The sequence below is a fragment of the Longispora albida DSM 44784 genome (assembly GCF_000379825.1).
In the GTDB taxonomy this organism is placed as follows: Bacteria; Actinomycetota; Actinomycetes; order Mycobacteriales; family Micromonosporaceae; genus Longispora; species Longispora albida.
Window position 1 is genome coordinate 426,707 of sequence record NZ_KB903813.1, and the last position, 20,293, is coordinate 446,999.

General features: G+C 70.5%; 26 protein-coding genes and 1 riboswitch. Of the genes, 20 read left to right on the top strand and 6 right to left on the bottom strand.

Translation table 11 applies throughout. The features are described 5' to 3' along the window. Window positions 1-48 precede the first annotated feature (48 nt). Window positions 49-158, top strand: a riboswitch (TPP riboswitch). From thiE to A3G1_RS0102125, 8 genes are all read left to right on the top strand, one after another. Then, complete coding sequence (gene thiE, locus A3G1_RS0102090; protein ID WP_026211717.1) at window positions 146-733, top strand: thiamine phosphate synthase; 588 nt, start codon at window positions 146-148, stop codon at window positions 731-733. (Overlaps the previous riboswitch by 13 nt.) A 77-nt stretch (window positions 734-810) precedes the next feature. Continuing rightward, complete coding sequence (locus tag A3G1_RS0102095; protein ID WP_018347800.1) at window positions 811-1,812, top strand: FAD-dependent oxidoreductase; 1,002 nt, start codon at window positions 811-813, stop codon at window positions 1,810-1,812. Further along, window positions 1,788-1,970 (top strand): sulfur carrier protein ThiS, encoded by a 183-nt coding sequence (gene thiS, locus A3G1_RS0102100; protein ID WP_026211719.1) that lies wholly within the window; start codon window positions 1,788-1,790, stop codon window positions 1,968-1,970. The genes A3G1_RS0102095 and thiS overlap by 25 nt, the downstream gene beginning before the upstream one ends. Continuing rightward, a complete protein-coding gene (locus A3G1_RS0102105) occupies window positions 1,963-2,730 on the top strand; it encodes a thiazole synthase (RefSeq protein ID WP_040477302.1) in 768 nt (255 codons plus the stop codon). Before thiS ends, A3G1_RS0102105 begins: the two co-directional genes overlap by 8 nt. An 8-nt stretch (window positions 2,731-2,738) precedes the next feature. Continuing rightward, on the top strand, window positions 2,739-3,179 hold the full coding sequence (locus A3G1_RS38005; RefSeq protein WP_245563421.1) for a thiamine phosphate synthase: 441 nt from the start codon (window positions 2,739-2,741) through the stop codon (window positions 3,177-3,179). Continuing rightward, on the top strand, window positions 3,176-3,970 hold the full coding sequence (thiD, locus tag A3G1_RS32720) for a bifunctional hydroxymethylpyrimidine kinase/phosphomethylpyrimidine kinase (protein ID WP_051110391.1): 795 nt from the start codon (window positions 3,176-3,178) through the stop codon (window positions 3,968-3,970). The genes A3G1_RS38005 and thiD overlap by 4 nt, the downstream gene beginning before the upstream one ends. Continuing rightward, window positions 3,948-5,561, top strand: a complete 1,614-nt coding sequence (thiC, locus tag A3G1_RS0102120) for a phosphomethylpyrimidine synthase ThiC (RefSeq protein ID WP_018347805.1) — start codon at window positions 3,948-3,950, stop codon at window positions 5,559-5,561. Before thiD ends, thiC begins: the two co-directional genes overlap by 23 nt. 275 nt (window positions 5,562-5,836) lie before the next feature. After that, window positions 5,837-6,049, top strand: a complete 213-nt coding sequence (locus A3G1_RS0102125; RefSeq protein ID WP_018347806.1) for a DUF397 domain-containing protein — start codon at window positions 5,837-5,839, stop codon at window positions 6,047-6,049. Window positions 6,050-6,310: 261 nt separating this feature from the next. On the opposite strand, the gene A3G1_RS40280 is transcribed toward A3G1_RS0102125, so the two are convergent. Then, window positions 6,311-6,454 (bottom strand): hypothetical protein, encoded by a 144-nt coding sequence (locus A3G1_RS40280; RefSeq protein WP_018347807.1) that lies wholly within the window; start codon window positions 6,452-6,454, stop codon window positions 6,311-6,313. Between the two features lie 151 nt (window positions 6,455-6,605). Next, complete coding sequence (locus A3G1_RS32725; protein WP_018347808.1) at window positions 6,606-7,319, bottom strand: alpha/beta fold hydrolase; 714 nt, start codon at window positions 7,317-7,319, stop codon at window positions 6,606-6,608. Window positions 7,320-7,665: 346 nt separating this feature from the next. On the opposite strand from A3G1_RS32725, the gene rplM reads away from it, so the two are divergent. The 4 genes from rplM to glmS all read left to right on the top strand — a co-directional run bounded on the left by rplM (window position 7,666) and on the right by glmS (window position 12,060). Further along, window positions 7,666-8,109: a 50S ribosomal protein L13 gene (gene rplM / locus A3G1_RS0102140; RefSeq protein WP_018347809.1), complete on the top strand. Its 444-nt coding sequence runs from the start codon at window positions 7,666-7,668 to the stop codon at window positions 8,107-8,109. A gap of 11 nt (window positions 8,110-8,120) precedes the next feature. Further along, window positions 8,121-8,606, top strand: a complete 486-nt coding sequence (rpsI, locus tag A3G1_RS0102145) for a 30S ribosomal protein S9 (RefSeq protein ID WP_018347810.1) — start codon at window positions 8,121-8,123, stop codon at window positions 8,604-8,606. A 77-nt stretch (window positions 8,607-8,683) separates the two neighbouring features. After that, a complete protein-coding gene (gene glmM, locus A3G1_RS0102150; protein WP_018347811.1) occupies window positions 8,684-10,021 on the top strand; it encodes a phosphoglucosamine mutase in 1,338 nt (445 codons plus the stop codon). Between the two features lie 203 nt (window positions 10,022-10,224). Beyond that, window positions 10,225-12,060 carry a glutamine--fructose-6-phosphate transaminase (isomerizing) gene (gene glmS, locus A3G1_RS0102155; protein WP_026211721.1) on the top strand — a complete coding sequence of 612 codons (1,836 nt, stop codon included), beginning with the start codon at window positions 10,225-10,227 and terminating at the stop codon, window positions 12,058-12,060. A gap of 54 nt (window positions 12,061-12,114) precedes the next feature. Here the strand turns inward: glmS and A3G1_RS0102160 are convergent, their stop codons facing one another. From A3G1_RS0102160 to A3G1_RS0102170, 3 genes are read right to left on the bottom strand one after another with little or no spacing between them, the layout of a single operon-like run. Then, on the bottom strand, window positions 12,115-13,062 hold the full coding sequence (locus A3G1_RS0102160) for a DUF4037 domain-containing protein (RefSeq protein ID WP_018347813.1): 948 nt from the start codon (window positions 13,060-13,062) through the stop codon (window positions 12,115-12,117). A gap of 26 nt (window positions 13,063-13,088) precedes the next feature. Next, window positions 13,089-13,502 carry a DUF5615 family PIN-like protein gene (locus A3G1_RS32730; RefSeq protein WP_018347814.1) on the bottom strand — a complete coding sequence of 138 codons (414 nt, stop codon included), beginning with the start codon at window positions 13,500-13,502 and terminating at the stop codon, window positions 13,089-13,091. Between the two features lie 28 nt (window positions 13,503-13,530). Beyond that, window positions 13,531-13,953 (bottom strand): hypothetical protein, encoded by a 423-nt coding sequence (locus A3G1_RS0102170; protein ID WP_018347815.1) that lies wholly within the window; start codon window positions 13,951-13,953, stop codon window positions 13,531-13,533. A 63-nt stretch (window positions 13,954-14,016) separates the two neighbouring features. Here A3G1_RS0102170 and A3G1_RS0102175 point away from each other — a divergent pair, with 63 nt between their 5' ends. From A3G1_RS0102175 to A3G1_RS32735, 8 genes are all read left to right on the top strand, one after another. Beyond that, on the top strand, window positions 14,017-14,385 hold the full coding sequence (locus A3G1_RS0102175; RefSeq protein ID WP_026211722.1) for a holo-ACP synthase: 369 nt from the start codon (window positions 14,017-14,019) through the stop codon (window positions 14,383-14,385). Continuing rightward, window positions 14,382-15,758, top strand: a complete 1,377-nt coding sequence (locus tag A3G1_RS0102180; protein WP_026211723.1) for a bifunctional ADP-dependent NAD(P)H-hydrate dehydratase/NAD(P)H-hydrate epimerase — start codon at window positions 14,382-14,384, stop codon at window positions 15,756-15,758. Before A3G1_RS0102175 ends, A3G1_RS0102180 begins: the two co-directional genes overlap by 4 nt. Window positions 15,759-15,850: 92 nt before the next feature. After that, window positions 15,851-16,960: an alanine racemase gene (gene alr, locus A3G1_RS0102185; RefSeq protein WP_018347818.1), complete on the top strand. Its 1,110-nt coding sequence runs from the start codon at window positions 15,851-15,853 to the stop codon at window positions 16,958-16,960. Further along, a complete protein-coding gene (locus tag A3G1_RS0102190) occupies window positions 16,957-18,027 on the top strand; it encodes an alpha/beta fold hydrolase (protein WP_018347819.1) in 1,071 nt (356 codons plus the stop codon). Before alr ends, A3G1_RS0102190 begins: the two co-directional genes overlap by 4 nt. Beyond that, the gene (locus A3G1_RS0102195; RefSeq protein ID WP_018347820.1) at window positions 18,027-18,626 is read left to right on the top strand and encodes a uracil-DNA glycosylase; all 600 of its coding nucleotides are present in this window, start codon (window positions 18,027-18,029) and stop codon (window positions 18,624-18,626) included. The genes A3G1_RS0102190 and A3G1_RS0102195 overlap by 1 nt, the downstream gene beginning before the upstream one ends. A 19-nt stretch (window positions 18,627-18,645) precedes the next feature. After that, entirely contained in the window at window positions 18,646-19,098 is a 453-nt protein-coding gene (tsaE, locus tag A3G1_RS0102200; RefSeq protein WP_018347821.1) for a tRNA (adenosine(37)-N6)-threonylcarbamoyltransferase complex ATPase subunit type 1 TsaE, read from the top strand. After that, complete coding sequence (gene tsaB, locus A3G1_RS0102205; protein WP_026211724.1) at window positions 19,079-19,720, top strand: tRNA (adenosine(37)-N6)-threonylcarbamoyltransferase complex dimerization subunit type 1 TsaB; 642 nt, start codon at window positions 19,079-19,081, stop codon at window positions 19,718-19,720. The genes tsaE and tsaB overlap by 20 nt, the downstream gene beginning before the upstream one ends. A 6-nt stretch (window positions 19,721-19,726) precedes the next feature. Continuing rightward, on the top strand, window positions 19,727-20,005 hold the full coding sequence (locus A3G1_RS32735) for a hypothetical protein (RefSeq protein ID WP_040477307.1): 279 nt from the start codon (window positions 19,727-19,729) through the stop codon (window positions 20,003-20,005). Here the strand turns inward: A3G1_RS32735 and A3G1_RS0102215 are convergent. Continuing rightward, window positions 20,002-20,256 (bottom strand): hypothetical protein, encoded by a 255-nt coding sequence (locus A3G1_RS0102215; protein WP_026211725.1) that lies wholly within the window; start codon window positions 20,254-20,256, stop codon window positions 20,002-20,004. The two genes, A3G1_RS32735 and A3G1_RS0102215, sit on opposite strands and share 4 nt — an antisense overlap. Window positions 20,257-20,293: the final 37 nt, after the last annotated feature.

Below are 20,293 nucleotides of genomic sequence, written 5' to 3' on the forward strand. Positions count from 1 at the left end.
CCCTGGAATCGGATGCTCGGGGTGGCGTATGGTGGCGGGCAGTAGGGAACGAGAACCCACGGGAGTCCGGTAGACCGGGCTGAGAGGGCGGATGTGAGCCGCCGACCGTTGAACCTGATCCGGATCATGCCGGCGCAGGGAGGAGATCACGGTGCTTGGCCGTCTGCATGTGCTCACCGACGCCCGTCCGGGGCGCGACGCGCTCGCCGTCACCCGCTCAGCTCTCGGGGCCGGTGCCCCGCTGATCCAGGTCAGGGTGGAGGACGGGACCGGCGACCGGCAGTTCCTGGCCTTCGCGGCCGAGGTCCTGGCGCTGTGCCGGGCGCACGGCGCGACCTGCCTGATCAACGACCGGGTCGACATCGCCCTCGCGCTCGGCGCTGACGGCGTGCATCTCGGGGCTGATGACCTGCCGGTGGCGCTCGCCCGGCGGATCCTCGGTCCGGCCGCGATCATCGGCGCCACCTCGAAGACCACAGTGGACGGTGCCGACTATCTCGGTGTCGGCCCGGTCTCCGCCACGGCGATCAAGCCGGAGAAGGCGCCGATCGGGATCGAGGGCATCGCGCGGTCAGCTGGTGAACTTCCGGTGATCGCGATCGGCGGGGTGACGGCCGAGAGTGTTCCGGGCCTGGTCACGGCCGGTGCGCATGGCGTGGCTGTTGTCGGTGCCGTGTCGGGGGCCGCGGATCCGGCTGAGGCGGTCCGCGCGTTCCTGAAGGCGCTCGCGTGAGTGGCGCGGGGGCTTCGCGGACCTCAGGCGCCGGCTCCGCACCCGTACCCGCCGGCCGGCCTCGCCGGAGGATCGCCGTGCACGGTGCCGGGATCATCGGGCTGTCGATCGCCTGGCGTGCGCTGTCCCGTGGCCTGGACGTCACCGTGTACGACCCGGATCCCGGTCGTGGCGCCTCGAACGTGGCGGCCGGCATGCTCGCGCCCGTCGCCGAGGCGTACTTCGGGGAAGCCAGCCTGCTCCAGCTCTCCCTCGCCAGCCTCTCCCGCTGGCCGGCCTTCGCCGCAGGGCTGGGCGATGTCGGGTACCGCACGGACGGCACGCTGCTCGTGGCCCGGACCGGCGACGACCTGCGCGAACTCGTCCGGCTCCGCCAGCTCTACACCGACTGGCGGCTGCCGGCGCACAAGGCGGACCCCCGCGAACTCGAACCCGGCCTGACGCCCAGGCTCCGGGCCGGCCTGCTGATGCCCGGCGATCACCAGGTCGACCCGCGCCGGGTGCTCGCGGCCCTTCGCGAACGGGTACCGGTCACCGGCCAGCTCCCGGACGCCGACGTGACCGTGCTGGCCGGCGGCTGCTGGACGCCGGGGATGCCGGTCCGGCCGGTGCACGGTGAGGTACTCCGGCTGCGCCCCGCCGAGCGAAGCGGCAAGCCGACGATCCGGCACGTCGTACGCGGGTTCCTCGACGGGAAGCATGTGTACGTCGTTCCCAGGTCGGACGGCGAGGTGGTCGTGGGGGCCACGTCGGCCGAGCGCGGTTTCAGCACGGCTGTCACGGCCGAGGGCGTGCGCGACCTGCTGGACACGGCGATCGAGCTGCTGCCGGAGCTGGGGGAGTTCGAGCTGACCGAGGCGCGGGCCGGGCTGCGGCCGGGTACGCCCGACAACGCCCCGCTGCTCGGCTGGCTCGACGAGAAGACGATCGCGGCCACCGGCCACTACCGCCACGGGGTGCTGCTGGCCCCCATCACCGCCGAGGTGATCACGGCACTGCTCCTGGACCAGGAGCCCGCCGTGGACCTCGCACCGTTTGCACCAGGGAGGTTCGAGTGCAGATCATCCTTAATGGACTGACGATGGAGTTCGAGGGCACGGTCTCGCAGCTCACCGGCGACCGGCGCGGGACGGCCGTCGCGGTGAACGGCACCGTCGTGCCACGCAGCGAGTGGCCGGTCACGGAGCTGCGGGACGGCGACTCCGTCGAGCTGCTGACGGCGGTGCAGGGTGGATAGCCTCGTCATCGCTGGTGAGGTGCTGTCCTCGCGGCTCATTCTCGGTACCGGTGGCGCGTCGAGTCACGCAGCGCTGCGGGGTGCGGTCGAGGCCTCGGGCACGGCGATGGTGACCATCGCGCTCCGGCGGCTCGACCCGGGTACGCCGGGCGGCCTGATGGAGATGCTGGACGAGACCGGTGTGCGGATCCTGCCGAACACGGCGGGCTGTTACACCGCCACGGAGGCGATCAAGCTCGCCCACCTGGCCCGCGAGGCCTTCGAGACCAACTGGGTGAAGCTGGAGGTCATCGGCGACGACCGGACCCTGCTGCCCGATGCCGTCGAGCTGGTCGCGGCGGCGGCGAAGCTGGTCGACGACGGTTTCGTGGTCCTGCCGTACACGACGGATGATCCGGTGCTCGCCCGGCGGCTGGCCGACGCCGGCTGTGCGGCGGTGATGCCCGCTGGTGCGCCGATCGGGTCGGGCGCGGGGATTCGCAACCCGTACAACATTGCTTTGATCAGGGAAAACGTGCCAGTGCCCGTCATCCTGGACGCCGGCATCGGCACCGCGTCGGACGCGGCACTGGCGATGGAGCTCGGCTGCGACGCCGTCCTGCTCGCCAGCGCTGTGACCAGGGCCGCCGACCCGATCGCGATGGCGACGGCCATGAAGCACGCGGTCATCGCCGGTCACCTCGCGGCGAACGCCGGCCGGATTCCCCGCCGCGACTACGCTCTCGCCTCGACGACCTTCGACGGCCTGCCGGAATGGTGAGGCTGATCGTGATCCTCGACCGCCCGTCGCTGGCCGCCCCGGTCATCGACGGCGGCGCGAGCCTGCTCGCGACCCTCGACTTCACCGGCGGCTACGCCCGCCACGTCACCTCGCTCGGCGCCCGGCTGCTCAATGTCTGCGATCCCGATTCCCCGCCGGACAATCGCGAAGGCGTGCTCTTCCGCGCGCACGCTCTCTCCGAAGTGGACCATTCTTTCGAGTTCGTTTCGCTGTCCCCGATTTTCGAGACGGAATCCAAGCCTGGATATGGTCCGCCGCTTGGTCTTTCTGGCCTCACCGGCCTCTACGCGCTCGGCGGAATCGACACTCCGGCCAAGGCCCAGCAATGCGTGGAAGCCGGTGCTGCCGGTGTCGTCGTCATGGGCGCGGTCACTCGGTCCGACAATCCAACAAGGACGGTCGCGTCGTTTGTCGAGGCCCTGTCATGACGCAACCTCCTATTGCACTCACCGTCGCCGGTTCTGATTCCGGTGGCGGTGCCGGATTGCAGGCCGACCTCAAGACTTTCGCTTCGCATGGCGTCTTCGGCACGTCGGTGGTCACCGCTCTCACAGCCCAGAACACTGTGGGTGTACGAGGTGTGAGTGTCACCCCCGCCGACTTCGTGGCCGCCCAGCTGGAAGCCGTGCTGAGTGATCTGCCGCCGAAAGCCGTGAAGACCGGCATGCTGGCCTCGGCGGAGACAATCGCCCTGCTCATGGGCTATGACCTGCCCCTGCTCGTCGTCGACCCGGTACTCGTCGCGACGTCGGGAGACGTGCTGTTCGACGGGGCGGCCGAATACTTCGCGTTGTTCGGCCGGGCGGCCGTGATCACGCCGAACATGAGCGAAGCCGCGACCCTTCTGAAAACTCGGATCTCCACTGTGGACGACATGGCGGACGCGGCCCGCGAGCTCGCGAAGAGCGGGCCGGAATGCGTCGTGGTGAAAGGCGGGCATCTCGACGGCGAAGCCATCGACGTCGTGTACCACGGAGGCCGGATCACTTTCCTGAGCGCTCCACGGATCAGTACCAGAAACAGTCACGGCACCGGCTGCACGTTCGCGGCTTCGGTGGCCGCGCAGTTAGCTCTCGGAGCCTCCATTCCGGACGCTCTCTCGCACGCGAAGCACTACGTCACCCGTGCACTGGCGGCCTCGGCAGGCTGGCGCCTGGGTAACGGGCACGGACCCCTCTCCTGGAAGGAAATCGAGAATGCGCCGCAAGGTTTACGTTGAGGGCTCCCGCCCGGACATTCAGGTACCGTTCGCGGAAGTCGACCTGACCAACGACGACGCGCCCGTCCGGCTCTACGACACCTCCGGCCCCGGCTCCGACCCCGAGGTCGGCCTCCCGCAGCTCCGCGCTCACTGGATCATGGAGCGCGGCGACGTCGAGGAGGTACCGGCCGAGGGCACGGCGACCATCGGCCAGACCGTCCGCAAGGCCAAGCCCGGCCACCGCCCGACGCAGCTCTACTACGCCCGGCAGGGCGTCGTCACGCCCGAGATGGAGTACGTGGCGATCCGGGAGGGCGTGGAGCCGGAGTTCGTCCGGGCCGAGATCGAGGCCGGCCGGGCCATCATCCCGAACAACGTGAACCACGCGGAGAGCGAGCCGATGATCATCGGTTCCGGCTTCCTGGTGAAGATCAACGCCAACATCGGTACCTCTGCGGTGTCCTCGTCCATCGCCGAGGAGGTCGACAAGCTCACCTGGGCCACCAAGTGGGGCGCCGACACCGTCATGGACCTGTCGACGGGCAAGCACATCCACGCCACCCGTGAGGCGATCGTCCGCAACTCGGCCGTCCCGATCGGTACCGTGCCGATCTACCAGGCCCTGGAGAAGTGCAACGGCGACCCGCTGGGCCTGACCTGGGAGCTGTACCGGGACACCATCATCGAGCAGGCCGAGCAGGGCGTGGACTACATGACCGTCCACGCGGGCGTGCTGTTGCGGTACGTCCCGCTGGCCGCCGACCGGGTCACCGGCATCGTCTCGCGCGGCGGGTCCATCATGGCGGCGTGGTGCCTCGCCGGGCACCGGGAGAACTTCCTCTACACCCGGTTCCGCGAGCTCTGTGAGATCTTCGCCCAGTACGACATCGCGTTCTCGCTCGGTGACGGCCTGCGGCCCGGCTCGATCGCCGACGCCAACGACGACGCCCAGTTCGGCGAGCTGCGCACCCTCGGCGAGCTGACGAAGATCGCGTGGGAGTACGACGTCCAGGTCATGATCGAGGGCCCCGGCCACGTGCCGATGCACAAGATCAAGGAGAACATGGACCTGCAGAAGGAGCTGTGCTTCGACGCGCCGTTCTACACGCTCGGCCCGCTGACCACCGACATCGCCCCCGGCTACGACCACATCACCTCGGCGATCGGCGCGGCCATCATCGGCAGCCTCGGCACCGCCATGCTCTGCTACGTCACTCCGAAGGAACACCTCGGCCTCCCCAACCGGGACGACGTGAAGGCCGGCGTGATCGCCTACAAGATCGCAGCGCACGCCGCCGACCTCGCCAAGGGCCACCCGACCGCGCAGGCCTGGGACGACGCGCTCAGCAAGGCCCGGTTCGAGTTCCGCTGGCAGGACCAGTTCAACCTGTCCCTCGACCCGGACACCGCCCGCGAGTACCACGACGAGACCCTGCCGGCCGAGCCAGCCAAGACGGCGCACTTCTGCTCGATGTGCGGCCCGAAGTTCTGCTCGATGAAGATCAGCCAGGAGCTCAAGGAATACGCGGCGAAGGGCATGGCCGACAAGTCGGAGGAATTCGTCAACAGCGGCGCACAAGTCTATCTGCCGGTCCTGCCGACCAGCTGAGAACGAATCTGGACGGCGCATCGGGACTTTCCGCGTACAACACCGGTACGAGGAAAGTCCCGATGCTTGCCAGATCCGCCCTCAGCTGGCCACCTCGCCTCAGATCAAAAACAAAGATCAAAAGCCTCTTCTCGTACCCGGTGAGGTTTGTGCTCCTGGCACGCTGGGGAATTCCTGACACGATCCCGCAACAACCCCCGGGCCGCGCGGGCGTTGGACTAGTGGCCGTGCCCATGTCCCGGGCACGGCCGCCCAGCCGGAGAGGGAGTCGGGTCATGGTGGAGCACCCGTTGAAGGGCACCTTCGACGAGAGCCAGGCGGTCTGGCGCTCGGCGACCCCCGGGAGCAGCGTGGGCGTCGCGTTCGTCGGCGACCTGATCGGGATGCGCAATCTCGCCGAGGACGACGGGCCGATCCTGGTGTTCACCCCCACGGAGTGGGAGGCTTTCCTGGCCGGGGTGCGCGACCGCGAGTTCGACCACGGGTAGACCTGGCCGGGGAGTGGCCACGGCTTTCCCGGCCGCTTGCGGTCACAGGCTGTCCTGGCCGTTCCTGTCAACGGTGCCGTGGCCGTTCCGGGCGCAGCTGGCGTGGCCGTAAACGGAACGCCCCAGCCCGGGTAGCGCCCGAACACGGCAGAGTAGTGCCTGTACACAGCAAACGCCCCGCCGAGGGGGCGGGGCGTTTGCTGTGTTGCGTTGTTACCTGACCACCGGGGGCGTGGCCGTTGGCCCGCCGCTCCGGTGGCGTCAGTCCCTGGAGTCCTGGAACAGGACGGTGTCCAGGGCCTCCTCCCGGGTCATGCCCTCCACGGTGTGGAGCCACACCCGGGTGAGGAAGTCGAGCCCGTAGTCCTGGTTCTCGTCACGTGCCGCGATCGCCAGCTTCTCCACGATGCCTCCTGATCGCTCCGCCGCTTGGCTAGGGGGCGCCTAGCGCCGTCACGACTCTCGCTGCCGCCTCCTCCAGGGTAGTGGGGGAAAGCCACTCCGTGGGGCGGGCGACCGGTTGATTCGCGTCACCCGAACAGACATTTCCGATCTGTCACCCACGAAGCGGCTCGTATGGTAAGCCCGGGTGGTAGCGGAGCGTGGTGGAAGCGAACTCGTGCACCAGCGCGCCGAACCCCGGATCCTGGTGGACACGGTGCCCGGCGGGCAGCGTCACGAGCCGGGCTCCCCGTACCAGGGCAGCCATCGCGGCCTGCTCGTCCTGCGGGAGATGGCTGGACGGGCCGCCCGCGACGACCAGCGCCGGGGCGGTGATCCGGCTCAGGGCTTCCGTCCAGGATGGAGCGGGCTGGTTCAGCTCGGCCAGGACGGCCAGCCGGGCGTCCCAGTCGTACCGGAGGCCCCCGGCGGGCCTGGCCGGCACCGGAAGGCCCAGCGGTACGGGCGGCGGGGTCTCGGCGAGCGCGAGGGCCGAGACCAGAGCCGGGTACGCAGCCGCGAAGAGGTACGCGACGACGCCACCCATCGAGTGGCCCACGACGACAGCCCGGGCGATGCCGAGCCCGCGCAGCAGCCCGCGGAGGTCCTCGGCCATCCCAGCCAGCGAGTACTCACCCGGCCGGTCACTCGCCCCGTGGCCGCGCAGGTCGGGCACGCAGACCCGCCAGGTACCGGCGAGGGCCGGAGCCAGCTCGTCCCAGGCGGAGCCGTCGGTGCCGCCACCATGCAGAAGCACGAGTACCGGGGCATCCACGGGCCCTGACATCCGGCAGGCGAGCCGCACGCCACCACCCACGTCGACGATCATCCGACCACCACCCCGCCGCTCCCCGTGTTAACGATCATGGATTCAGCCGGTCGGAGTGTCCCCGGGCCTGCCGGTCAGTGCGCTGTTGACGGGATCGCGGTGGCCGTCGATGTGAATCGCCTCTCGCGGGGCGGCGCGCCCGCGACTCGCCGGCCATACTTGCCCGAGCGGATGGGCACCCTCGTTTTGACCAGGGTACGACCCGCCCGTTATCCTCAACGACTGTTGTGCGACAGTTGCAGGGCGTACCTCCACGGGTACGCTTGTCGCCTATGCGCCGCCGCCGGGTCTCACGCCGGGTCAGCGGTACTCAGGCCCCAGACCGACGACGAGACAAGGTAGACCTGTGCGTACGTACAGCCCGAAGCCGGGTGAGATCGAGCGTCAGTGGCACGTCATTGACGCTACTGACATCGTGCTGGGCCGTCTGGCGACCCACGCGGCCACGCTGCTGCGCGGCAAGCACAAGCCGACTTTCGCCCCGCACGTCGACGGCGGTGACTTCGTGATCGTGATCAACGCCGCGAAGATCGCGCTGACCGGCAACAAGCGTGCCACCAAGATTGCATACCGGCACTCCGGCTACCCGGGCGGTCTGAAGAAGACCAGCTACGAGGAGCTGCTGACGAAGCGCCCCGACCGGGCCATCGAGCTCGCGGTCAAGGGCATGCTGCCGCACAACAAGCTGGGCGCGAAGTTGATCAAGAAGCTGAAGGTGTACGCGGGCGACAACCACCCGCACGCCTCGCAGCAGCCGGTGCCGTTCGAGATTAAGCAGATCGCCCAGTGACCGAGGAAATCATGACTGAGAGCGTCCCGACCCCGGCCGCCGTGGTGGCTGTTGTCGAGCCGGTGACCGAGTCCTTCGAGGCCGCCGTCACCGTCAAGCCGCTGCGCAGCGACCGCCCGGTGCAGACCGTCGGCCGCCGCAAGGAGGCCATCGTCCGCGTCCGCCTCGTGCCCGGCTCCGGCCAGGTCACCTGCAACGGCCGCGCGCTGGACAACTACTTCCCGAACAAGGTGCACCAGCAGCTCGTCAAGGAGCCCCTGGTGATCACCGAGCGCCTGGAGTCGTTCGACGTGTACGCCAACCTCAAGGGTGGCGGCACCAGCGGTCAGGCCGGCGCGCTGCGCCTGGCGATCGCCCGTGCGCTCTGCGAGGTCGAGGCTGACGACCGCCCGGCCCTGAAGAAGGCTGGCTTCCTGACCCGTGACGCCCGCGTCACCGAGCGGAAGAAGTACGGTCTCAAGAAGGCCCGTAAGGCTCCTCAGTACTCGAAGCGTTAATTCTTCTCACCGCGGCCGGGCCGCCCTTCGATGGGCAGCCCGGCCGCGGTGTCTATGCGTAGGGGGTTTCGTCTCCGATGGCACGCTTGTTCGGTACCGACGGGGTCCGTGGCCTCGCCAACGCCACGCTCACGCCGGATCTCGCGATGAAGCTGGCCGCCTCGGCCGCGCACATCCTCGCCGAGCGCGACCGTACCCACCCGCCGGTGGCGCTGGTCGGCCGCGACCCGCGGGCCAGCGGCGAGATGCTGGAGGCCGCGGTGGTGGCCGGGCTGACCAGCGCGGGCGCGACGGTCGTCCGGGTCGGCGTGCTGCCGACGCCGGCCGTGGCGTATCTCGTCGGGCAGACCAAGGCCGACCTCGGCGTGATGATCTCCGCCTCGCACAACCCGATGCCGGACAACGGGATCAAGTTCTTCGCGGCCGGCGGGCACAAGCTCGACGACGAGCTGGAGAACGCCATCGAGGCGCATCTCAGCGAGGACTGGGAGCGGCCGACCGGCCGGAACATCGGCCGGGTGCACGACCTGCTGGACGGCGCTGAGGCCTACATCGAGCACCTGGTGTCCTCGGTGGGCGGGCCGGACTCGCTGACCGGGCTCAAGGTCGTCATCGACTGCGCGAACGGCGCGGCCTTCGAGGTGGCGCCGGAGGCGTACCGGCGGGCCGGCGCAGAGGTCGTCGTGATCCACGGTGAGCCTGACGGGCTGAACATCAACGAGCAGTGCGGTTCGACGCACCTGGACGACCTGGCCGCCGCCGTCGTCGAGCACGGGGCCGACCTCGGGGTCGGGCTCGACGGGGACGCCGACCGGTGCCTGGCGATCGACGCGTCCGGCGAGGTCGTGGACGGCGACCAGCTGATGGCCATCATGGCGGTCGCGATGCGCGACGCTGGCAAGCTGGCCAGCGACACTCTCGTCGCGACGGTGATGAGCAACCTGGGCCTCAAGCTGGCCATGCGCGAGCACGGCATCACCCTGGTCGAGACGAAGGTCGGCGACCGGTACGTGCTGGAGGAGCTGCGCAACGGCGGCTACGCGCTCGGCGGGGAGCAGAGCGGGCACGTGGTGATGCCGGAGTACGCGACGACGGGCGACGGCTCGCTGACGCTGCTCCAGGTGATGGCCACCATGGCCCGGACCGGCAAGCCGCTGGCCCAGCTGGCCTCGATCGTGACCCGGCTGCCCCAGATCCTGATCAACGTGCCGGTGACCGACCGGACGGTGGCAGCCAGCGCGGCTTCCGTGCTCGCCGCCGTCGCCGAGGCGGAGACCGAGCTGGCCGGGGCCGGGCGGGTGCTGCTGCGCCCGTCGGGTACGGAGCAGCTGGTGCGGGTGATGGTGGAGGCGCCGAGCGCCGAGGTGGCCGAGTCGGTCGCCGAGCGGATCGCGGGTGTGGTGCGCGCCGCATAACTACAGCCGCACGGCTACGGACGAACGGAACCGCCCGGAGGGGATCCTCTGGGCGGTTCTTCGTTTTTTCTCAGGAGTTTGGCCACGGCGGCTCGTACAAAATGCGATCTTGATTGGACAGAGGGCTTTGCGAGCAGAAGCGTTGCTCAAAACTGCACCATTTGAGCATGCAATTTGCTTGAAACTCGGCTAGGCTTCTCGGCATGTGTGGCATTGTCGGGTATGCAGGGGGCCGTCAGGCCCTGGGAATCGTCGTGGACGGCCTTCGCCGTCTGGAGTACCGGGGCTATGACTCCGCAGGTGTGGCCATTGTGGACGAAGGTGAGCTGACCGCCCTGAAGAAGGCCGGCAAGCTGGCGAACCTGGAGAAGGTCCTGGCCGACGAGGCCGTGAAGGGCGTGACCGGCATCGGGCACACCCGCTGGGCGACGCACGGCGGCCCGACGGACCGCAACGCGCACCCGCACCTGTCGGTCGACGGCCGGATCGCGATCATCCACAACGGCATCATCGAGAACTTCTCCGCGCTGCGGGCCGAGCTGACCGCCGGGGGCATCGAGTTCGCCTCCGACACCGACTCCGAGGTCGTCGCGCACCTGATCGCCGCCCAGGGTGGCGACCTGACCCAGGCCATGCTGGCCGTCTGCCAGCGGCTCGAGGGCGCGTTCACGCTGCTCGCGGTGAGCGCCGACCAGCCGGGCGTCGTGGTGGGCGCCCGGCGGAACTCGCCGCTGGTCGTGGGCCGTGGCAAGGGCGAGAACTTCCTCGCCTCCGACGTCTCAGCCTTCATCGAGCACACCCGTGAGGCCGTCGAGCTGGGCCAGGACCAGATCGTCACCATCACCCCGGACAGCATCGACGTGATCGGCTTCGACGGTAAGGCGGCTGTCGGCCGCGACTACCACGTCGACTGGGACGCGAGCGCCGCCGAGAAGGGCGGCTACGACTGGTTCATGCTCAAGGAGATCGCCGAGCAGCCCGGCGTGCTCGCCGACACCCTGCGCGGCCGGCTCACCGAGGCCGGCGAGATCGCGCTGGACGAGGTGCGGCTGACCGACCAGGACCTGCGCGACGTCGACAAGATCTTCATCGTGGCGTGCGGGACGGCGTACCACGCCGGCCTCGTCACGAAGTACGCCATCGAGCACTGGACCCGGATCCCGTGCGAGGTCGAGCTGGCCAGCGAGTTCCGGTACCGCGACCCGGTGCTCGACCGCTCGACGCTGGTCATCGCGATCTCGCAGTCCGGCGAGACGATGGACACGATCATGGCGCTCCGGCACGCGAAGACCCAGAAGGCCCGCGTGCTGGCCATCTGCAACACCAACGGATCGACCATCCCGCGCGAGTCCGACGCCGTCCTCTACACCCGGGGCGGGCCGGAGGTGGCCGTCGCGTCCACCAAGGCGTTCCTGACCCAGGTCGCGGCTTGCTACCTGGTCGGCCTGCACCTCGCGCAGGTTCGTGGCATCAAGTTCACCGACGAGGTCGCGGCGATCGTCGCCGAGCTCCAGGCTATCCCGGCCAAGGTCGAGCAGGTGCTGTCCACGATGGAGCCCGTGCGTGAGCTGGCCCGCGAGCTGGCCGGCGCCCCGACCGTGCTGTTCATCGGCCGCCACGTCGGCTACCCGGTGGCACTGGAAGGCGCGCTCAAGCTCAAGGAGCTGGCCTACATCCACGCCGAGGGCTTCGCGGCCGGCGAGCTCAAGCACGGCCCGATCGCGCTGATCGACCAGGGCACGCCCGTCGTGTGCGTGGTGCCCTCGCCGCGCGGCCGGTCGATCCTGCACGACAAGGTCGTGTCGAACATCCAGGAAGTACGGGCGCGGGGCGCGCGGACCATCGTCATCGCCGAGGAGGGTGACGAGGCCGTCGCCCAGTTCGCCGACGACCTGATCTACGTGCCGCAGACCCCGACCCTGCTCGCGCCGCTGGTGACCACGGTGCCGATGCAGGTACTCGCGGCGGAGATGGCCCACACCCTCGGCCACGACGTCGACCAGCCCCGGAACCTGGCGAAGTCGGTGACGGTCGAGTAGTCCTGCACCCGGTTGACGGCGGTCCCTCGAGGCCGCCGTTTTCTTGTCAGCCCGTCACGGCCACGGCTCGCGGGTGAAGGTGAAGATCTCGTGCAGCCGGGCGGGGTCCGCGGCCGGCAGGTGCACGGCGATCAGGCCGTGCGTCTCGGTGACGAGTTCGCTGAGTAGAGCCGCGGCCTCGGCTGGCCGGGCGGTCGCCGCGCGGTTGAGCCGGTCGGCGGCCCGGTGCGGGGTGATGGTCAGGCCTGCGAGAGTCCGGTTCGGCCACTTCGGGCCGGGCCAGTAGCGCCGGTTGAGGCCGCAGAGCATGTGGATGACGGCGCGGGCCACGCTGGCGAAGTGGGCGCGGAGGCCGTGGGGGTCGTCGCGTTCGAGGTACATCCGCCAGCGCCAGAAGTGGTCGATCTGGCCGAGACTGCGGACGACGGCTGCGGCGAGCGCGTCGGGGTACGTGGCGACCCGGGTCGTCAGCGCCGAGAGGTCACCGGCGAGAAGCCGGCCCTGGGTGAGGGCTGCGGCGAAGGTCAGCAGGTCCGGGTCGGGAGTGGGGGAGAACAGCCGGTCGAGGCGGACGTGGGCAGCGGACAGCGGCAGATGGACAACCTCAACGAGGAGCCCTGGCTCGGGGAGGCCGGGTCCGAGGAGACCCGGCTCGGGGAGGCCGCATCCGAGGAGGCCAGGACTGGGGAGGCCGGGGTTCGGGAGGCCCCATCCACGGTGGTCTGGTTCGGGGTGGTCCGGTTGTGGGAGGGCCGGACCAGGGGAGCCGGCTCGGAGGTCGTCGTGCCAGGCGTCGTCCTCCCGGCCGTGGTCGCGGACGTGGCCTGGTACCTCGGTGCGGGCCGGCGGCGGGTCGGCGGGCCAGAAGACGCCCAGCTCCACATCGGACCAGCGGTCGGCGTGGCCCCGGCCGGTCGAGCCGCCGAGCAGCACGGCGGACGCGCCCAGCTCCGAGTACCAGGTGGCGTACTGCTTCGCGATCTCGTGCCGGGCGGCCATCATCTACGCAGAGTACGGGAGTGGTGATCCTAAGTGGAGGGTGTTTCTGCCGGGGGCTGGCCGGCGGGGCGGAGCCAGGCCTCCGAGCCGGCCGCGTGCGGGGCGGCCATCCACGCGATCAGGGCGTCGATGATCGGGGTGAAGTCGCGCCGGGTACGGCGGAAGGTGCGCGCCGACGTGTACAGCAGCCGGGCCTGGGGCAGGCCGGCCTGGGCAGCCTGGGCGTGGAGCCGGCGGAAGTCCTTCACGTTCTCCGTGACGACACACCGGTCCTGGGCGACGCCGTAGGCATACACCTCGGCGTCGGGCAGTGCGCGCAGGTCGGCGCGCTCGGCGACGGCCACCACGTCGTACTGGAGGGCGCGGAGGGCGCGGGCGATCACGGGGGAGTGCATCTCGTCGAGCAGCAGCCGGACTCCGGCGCGCAGCGGACGACTCGTCATCGCCCCGGCCCGCAGGTGTTGGCGTTACTCATGCGAGCAGCCGCTGCTCGGCTTCCCAGGCTGCCTGGGCCGCTTCCGACTCGGCGTCGGCCTCGGCGATCTCCGCGTCGATCTCAGCGGTGAAGTCCGCGTAGTACCGAATGGCGATCTTGATCTGGGGCACCGGCAGGGACAGGATGTCGGCGGTGGCCGCGATCGCTGCCGGGCCGCGCTCGTCGACCTCGCGCAGGACCGTGACGATCTCCCAGATGTCCGGCCCGGCGGCGAGGGCCGCGCGACGCCCGCTCGGCCCGTCCTTGAACACGACGCCCGGGTGCTCCACCAGGCGAAGGCCCTCGTCGACCAGCCGCTGGACCAGCCCGGACACGCTCGCACCCGGCGTGCCAGCCGCCCGGCGGCGCAGCCTGGTGAGCAGATGGTCCTCAAAACGGACAGAGACCGGCGTAGTCATCACTACAGCGTAGTGCAGTCACTACATGATCGGTAGGAGTCGGAAAGGCCCTAAGCTGAGGGCATGATTGTCGGGGTTGGCATAGATGTTGTGCTGGTTGAGCGGTTCACCCGGGCGGTCGCCCGGACCCCGCTGCTCGCCGAGCGGCTGTTCACCGAGGCTGAGCGGCTGACGCCCTCCGGCAACCCCCGTGCGCCGGAGTCGCTCGCCGCGCGGTTCGCCGCGAAGGAGGCCGTGGCCAAGGCCCTCGGCGCCCCGGCAGGCCTGCTCTGGCACGACTGCGAGATCGTCACCGACCCGGAGGGCCGGCCGTGGCTGACCGTCTCCGGCACCGTCGCCGCAGCGGCCAAGGAGCGCGGTATCGCCCGCTGGCACCTGTCCCTCTCCCACGACGGCGGGATCGCCTCGGCGATGGTGGTCGCTGAGGGATGAGAGGCGTGTGGACGGTCGCCGACATCCGGCAGGCCGAGCGGAAACAGGCCCACGAGCCGCTGATGGCCAGGGCGGCAACCGGCCTCGCGCGCCGTTGCACCACCATGCTTTCTTCCGTGTACGGCGCGCGCGTCCTGCTCCTGATCGGCAGCGGTGCCAACGGCGGCGACGCGCTCCTCGCCGGGGCACAGCTCGCCAGGCGCGGCGCCCAGTGCTCGGCGCTGCTCCTCTCCGAGCGGTACCACGCGGAGGGCATGGCGGCCTTCCGTGCGGCTGGCGGCCGGATCGTGTCCACTGTGGTCCCCGCCGACCTGGTCATCGACGGGATCGTGGGCATCGGCGGTACCGGCGGGCTGCGTTCCCCGCTGCCCGAGCTGCCCGAAGCCCCCGTCATCGCCGTCGACCTGCCGAGTGGCGTGGACGCCGACACCGGTGCCGTACCGGGGCTGGCGCTGAAGGCCGACGTCACGGTCACCTTCGGCTGCCTGAAGCCGGGGCTGGTGGCCGGGGAGGGCGCGCAGTACGCCGGGCAGGTCGACGTCGTGGACATCGGCTTCGAGCTGCCCGAGCCGAGGCTGTGGGTCGCGGACATCGGCGACGTCGCCGCGCGGTGGCCGTGGCCGAGGACGGGTGACGACAAGTACAGCCGGGGCGTGGTCGGGATCGCGGCCGGCTCGCGGCGGTACCCGGGGGCCGGCGTCCTCGCGGTCGGCGGAGCCTCGGCCGGGCCCGCCGGCTACATCCGGTACGCGGGCGCCGGGGCCTCGGCCGTCCGCGACCACCACCCGCACGTCGTGACCACCGACCGGCTGGCCGACGCCGGCCGGGTGCAGGCCTGGGTGGTCGGGCCAGGGCTCAGCCTCGACAGCCCGGGGCAGGCCGACCTGCGCACGGCGATCCTGGAACAGGTGCCGTTGTGCCTCGACGCCGACGCGCTCACCCTCATCGCCGCCCACCCGGGCTGGCTGGAAGGCCGGGAGAAGCCGCTGGTGCTCACGCCGCACGACGGGGAGTACGAACGGCTCGCCGGGCACCCACCCGGGCCGGACCGGGTCGCGGCCGCCCGCGACCTCGCCGCCCGCATGAACGCGACAGTCCTGCTGAAGGGACCCCGGACGGTGATCGCCGACCCGGACGGGACGGCGTTCGTCAACCCGACAGGGACGCCTGCGCTGGCCACCGCAGGTACCGGTGACGTGCTGGCCGGGCTCCTCGGCTCCCTGCTCGCCGGTGGAGTCGAGCCGATCTGGGCTGCGGTGTGCGCGGCGTACGTCCACGGCCTGGCTGGCCAGCACGCCGCCCGCTCCGGCCCGGTGACGGCATCGGACGTGGCGGCGGCACTCCGGCCGGTGGTCAGCTCGCTGCTCTCATGATCGTGGGACCCCTCATGCTGCTATAGCGACATGAGGGGTCCCACACCCAGTGGTTGGCGGGTGACACAAGGTCATCCAGTTAGGCTGGAGTGATGTGGCAGGCTGAGGCGAGTATCGAGCTGGATGCGATCACGGCTAACGTCGCCCGGTTGAAGGCAGCTACCTCGGCCGAGGTCATGGCAGTCCTGAAGGCCGACGGCTACGGCCACGGCGCGGTGCAGACCGCCCACGCAGCGCTCGCCGGCGGAGCCACCCGGTTCGGTGTGGCGACGATCGAGGAAGCCCTGAAGCTGCGGGCAGCCGGGATCACCGCGCCGGTCCTCGCCTGGCTCGCCGCGCCGGGCATGCCCCGTGAGCAGGCCATCGCCGCCGACATCGAACTTTCTGCCGCCTCGCTGACCGAGCTGGCCGAGGTGGCGGCCGGCGCGACGGTCGCCGGGAAGACCGCACGGGTGCACCTCAAGGTCGACACCGGGCTCGGCCGGGGTGGCGCGCAGCCGCACGACTGGCTGGAGCTGGTCGAGGCCGCGGCCAAGGCCCAGGCCGGCGGGCACGTCGACATCGTCGGCGTGTGGAGCCACCTGGTCTACGCCGACGTGCCGGACCACCCGACCAACGCCCGGCAGATCAAGGTCTTCGAGGAGGCCCTGGAGGTCGCGACCGCCGCCGGCCTCAAGCCGGCCCAGCGGCACATCGCCAACTCCGCCGCCACGCTCGCGCTGCCGTCTGCGCACTACGACGTGGTCCGGCCCGGCATCGCCGTCTACGGGCTGTCGCCGATCCCCGGCGTCGACTTCGGCCTCCGCCCGGCGATGACCGTGCGGGCCAGGGTGACGATCGCGAAGCGGGTGCCGGCCGGGCACGGCGTGTCCTACGGGCACATCTACGAGACGAAGAACGAGACGACGCTGGCCGTGGTGCCGATCGGGTACGCCGACGGCCTGTCCCGCGCCGCGTCGAACGTCGGCCCGCTGTGGCTGGGCAGCTCGCGCAAGACGATCTCCGGCCGGGTGTGCATGGACCAGGTGATCGTGGACTGCGGCGACGACCCGGTGCAGGCCGGCGACGTGGCGATCCTGTTCGGCCCCGGCGATGACGGGGAACCGACCGCCGACGACTGGGCAAAGGTGCTCGGCACCATCAACTATGAAGTGGTGACGAGTTTCGGAGGACAGGCTCGCATTCCGCGGGTGTACCGGTGACGGGTAAACCGACGAGCCGGAAGAAGAAGGCGACCCTCTTCGGGGCGATCGTCGGTGTGGCCGCGGCCGGGGTGGCTGCCGGGATCGCCGCCGAGCGCGTGCTCGTGGGGCGGACCCGGAAGGCCATCGCGGAGGACCCGCTGGCCGCCGAGCCGTTCGACAAGCTCCCGTACGACGAGCGGCGCATGGTCGTCACCGAGGACGACGTCGACGTCTACGCCGAGATCTGCCGTGGCGGGGACGGCACAGCTCCCACGCTCGTGTTCGTGCACGGGTTCTGCCTGGACATGGGCACGTTCCACTTCCAGCGGCGCGCTTTGCAGGGCACGTACGACATGGTCTTCTACGACCAGCCGGGGCACGGCAAGTCGGGGCGGCAGGCCGCAGGGGACTACGACCTGGCCAGCCTGGCGGCGACCCTGCGCAGAGTGATCGACGAGACCGTGCCGGACGGCCCGCTCGTCCTGGTCGGGCACTCGATGGGCGCGATGGCGATCATGTCCTTCGCCGAGCAGTGGCCTGCCCTGATCAAGAACCGGGTGGCCGGCGTCGCCCTGCTCAACACCTCGGCAGGCAAGCTGGACGAGGTCACGTTCGGCCTGCCGAGGGCCGTCAGCGGCATCCGCAAGCCGATCGTCCCCGTACTGGCCACGGCAGGCCGGCTCACCCCCGGCGTGATCGACAAGGCCCGCCGGGCGTCCTCGGACCTGTTCTGGCTGCTGACCCGGCGGTACGGCTTCGGGACGGCCAAGCCCAGTCCCGCGCTGGTGTCCTATGTGGAACGTATGATTTCCCGGACCTCTGTGGAGATCATGGCCGGGTACGTGAAGACGCTGATGACCCACTCGCGCTCGGCGGCGCTCGCCCGGCTGGTGAAGAAGGAAGTGCTGGTGGTGGCGGGCGACAAGGACCTGTTCACCCCGCCGGAGCACGCGGAGGAGATCTGCCGCATGCTGCCCTCCGCCGAGGTGCTGATCGTCCCCGACGCCGGCCACCTGGCCCTGCTGGAGCATCCCGAGCCGGTCAACCAGGCCCTGATCTCCCTGGTCCGCCGGGCCGCCGGCTGATGACCCAGCCGCCCGGCGAGGAGTGGCGGGAACTCGCCACCCGGATCAAGGGCTGCGTCCGCTGCCGGGAACTCGCCGCCGTCCGCAACACGGTCGTCGTCGGCGAGCACGGCCAGTTCACCCGGCGGCTCGCCCTGGTCGGGGAGGCGCCGGGCGCGCAGGAGGACGCCACCGGCAAGCCGTTCGTCGGCCGGTCAGGGCAGCTCCTCGACCAGCTGCTGTCCGACGCCGGCCTGTCGCGGTCCGAGACGGCGGTACTCGGCGTGATCAAGTGCCGCCCGCCCGGCAACCGCACTCCGAAAGCCCCGGAGATCGCCAACTGCCGGCCCTGGCTCGAGACCCAGCTGACCCTGCTCAACCCGCGGGTGATCGTCGCGCTCGGCCTGACGGCCGCCGCGTGGTTCCTCGGTACCCGGGTGACTTTGGCCCAGGTACGGGGTGCTGTGCACAATATTGGCGGGCGGGCCGTCGTCGTGACGTACCACCCGGCGGCAGCCGCTCGGTTCGGCCCGAACGGCAAGCCCCTCGCGGCGCTCCGCGACGACCTGGCACTCGCTGCCCGGCTGCTCGGCGAGGCCCTGCAACCGGACGGGCAGTAGTACAAGGGAGAGGTGCCTAGTGATCACCCTGCCGACCGTGGCAGACACCCGGGCGTTCGGCGCCCGGATCGCCGCCGTACTCCGGCCCGGGGACCTGGTGGTGCTCACCGGCCCCCTCGGCGCGGGCAAGACGGCCTTCGCGCAAGGCGTCGGGCACGGGCTGGCGGTGGCGGGCGAGGTCACCAGCCCGACCTTCGTGATCGCCCGCGTGCACCACGGCGAGCTGCCGCTCGTGCACGTCGACGCCTACCGGCTCGGGTCCGTCGGTGAGCTGGAGGACCTCGACCTGGAATACTCCCTCGACGAGTCGGTGACCCTCGTCGAATGGGGCCACGGGCTCGTCGGCCGGCTCGCCGAGTCGTACCTGGAGATCACGTTCGCCCGGCTGGACGACGACACCCGCACCGCCCGGCTCGAAGCGCACGGCGCGCAGTGGAAGGAAAGGCTGGCCCATGCTGACCTTGGTGATTGACACCGCGACCCCGTGCGTGACAGCCGGGCTGTACGACACGGCAGACGGCAAGACCGTCGCCAGCCGCACCGTGGTGAACCCGAGGGCGCACGGCGAGTCCCTCTCGCCCTTCGTCGCCGAGTGCCTGTCCGAGGCCGGTGCGGCACCCCGTGACCTCAAGGCGATCGTGGCCGGGGTCGGCCCGGGCCCGTACACGGGGCTGCGCGTCGGGCTGGTCACCGCGATGGCGATGGGCCACGCGCTCGGCATCCCGACCTACGGCGTGTGCACACTGGACGGCATCGCGTACGGCACGCGCGGCCGTCTCCTGATCGCGACCGACGCCCGCCGTAAGGAGCTGTACTACGGCGTGTACGCCGACGGCGTCCGCGTCTCGGGCCCCTCGGTCGGCCGCGCCGCCGACATCGAACCGGACTTCGAAGCGGCAGCCGGAGCCGGAGCCACCCTGTACCCGCTGCCAGTACCCGTCCTCGACGACCCGCTGTACCCGCCGGTCGAAGGCCACGCCGCCCTCGCCCTGCCCCGGATCTCCTCGGCAGCCCCGACCGAGATCCTGACCCCGCTGTACCTCCGCCGCCCCGACGCGGTACCGGCCAGCGAACGCAAGACGGTCAGCCAGTAACGGGCCATGGCCAAGGGAGACCGGCGCAGGTTCATGGCGAGCATGCTCGCCGCCGTGGATGCCTGGCCCGAACTGGCCGGGTGTCCACTGTGCGCGAAAGGGTCGGTCAAGTTCGTGTACTACGGCCATGCGGTGACCCGGATCGGGTACCTGTGGTCGTGGTGCGACGCGTGCCTGCGAGGCGTGTCGATCAGCCGGGCCGCTGCCCCGGAACACGTACCGCTGGTTCCGTTCGGCTCGGAATCTGGGGCCGGGGCACCTCGGTACGCCGAGATCAAGCGCTAGTAGTCCACCGGCGTGAAGTCCCACGCGTGCGGGGGCCGGGCCACGAGCCGGCCCGGTGGGGCCGGCAGCGGGGCTGGCAGGCCGCGCCACCGGGACAGCCAGACGATCCGGTCGTCGGTGGAGGAGAAGACCTCGCTGTCCAGGTGGGACGGATGATGCCGGACGTTGGGTATGGCGTACTCACAGACCCAGTCCAGCAGCTCGTCGAAGGTGTCCGGCTCGGCTCGGACCTCCCACATCCGCACCATCACATCGGCAGACATTAGTGCATCGGCTCCCTTGCGCGCT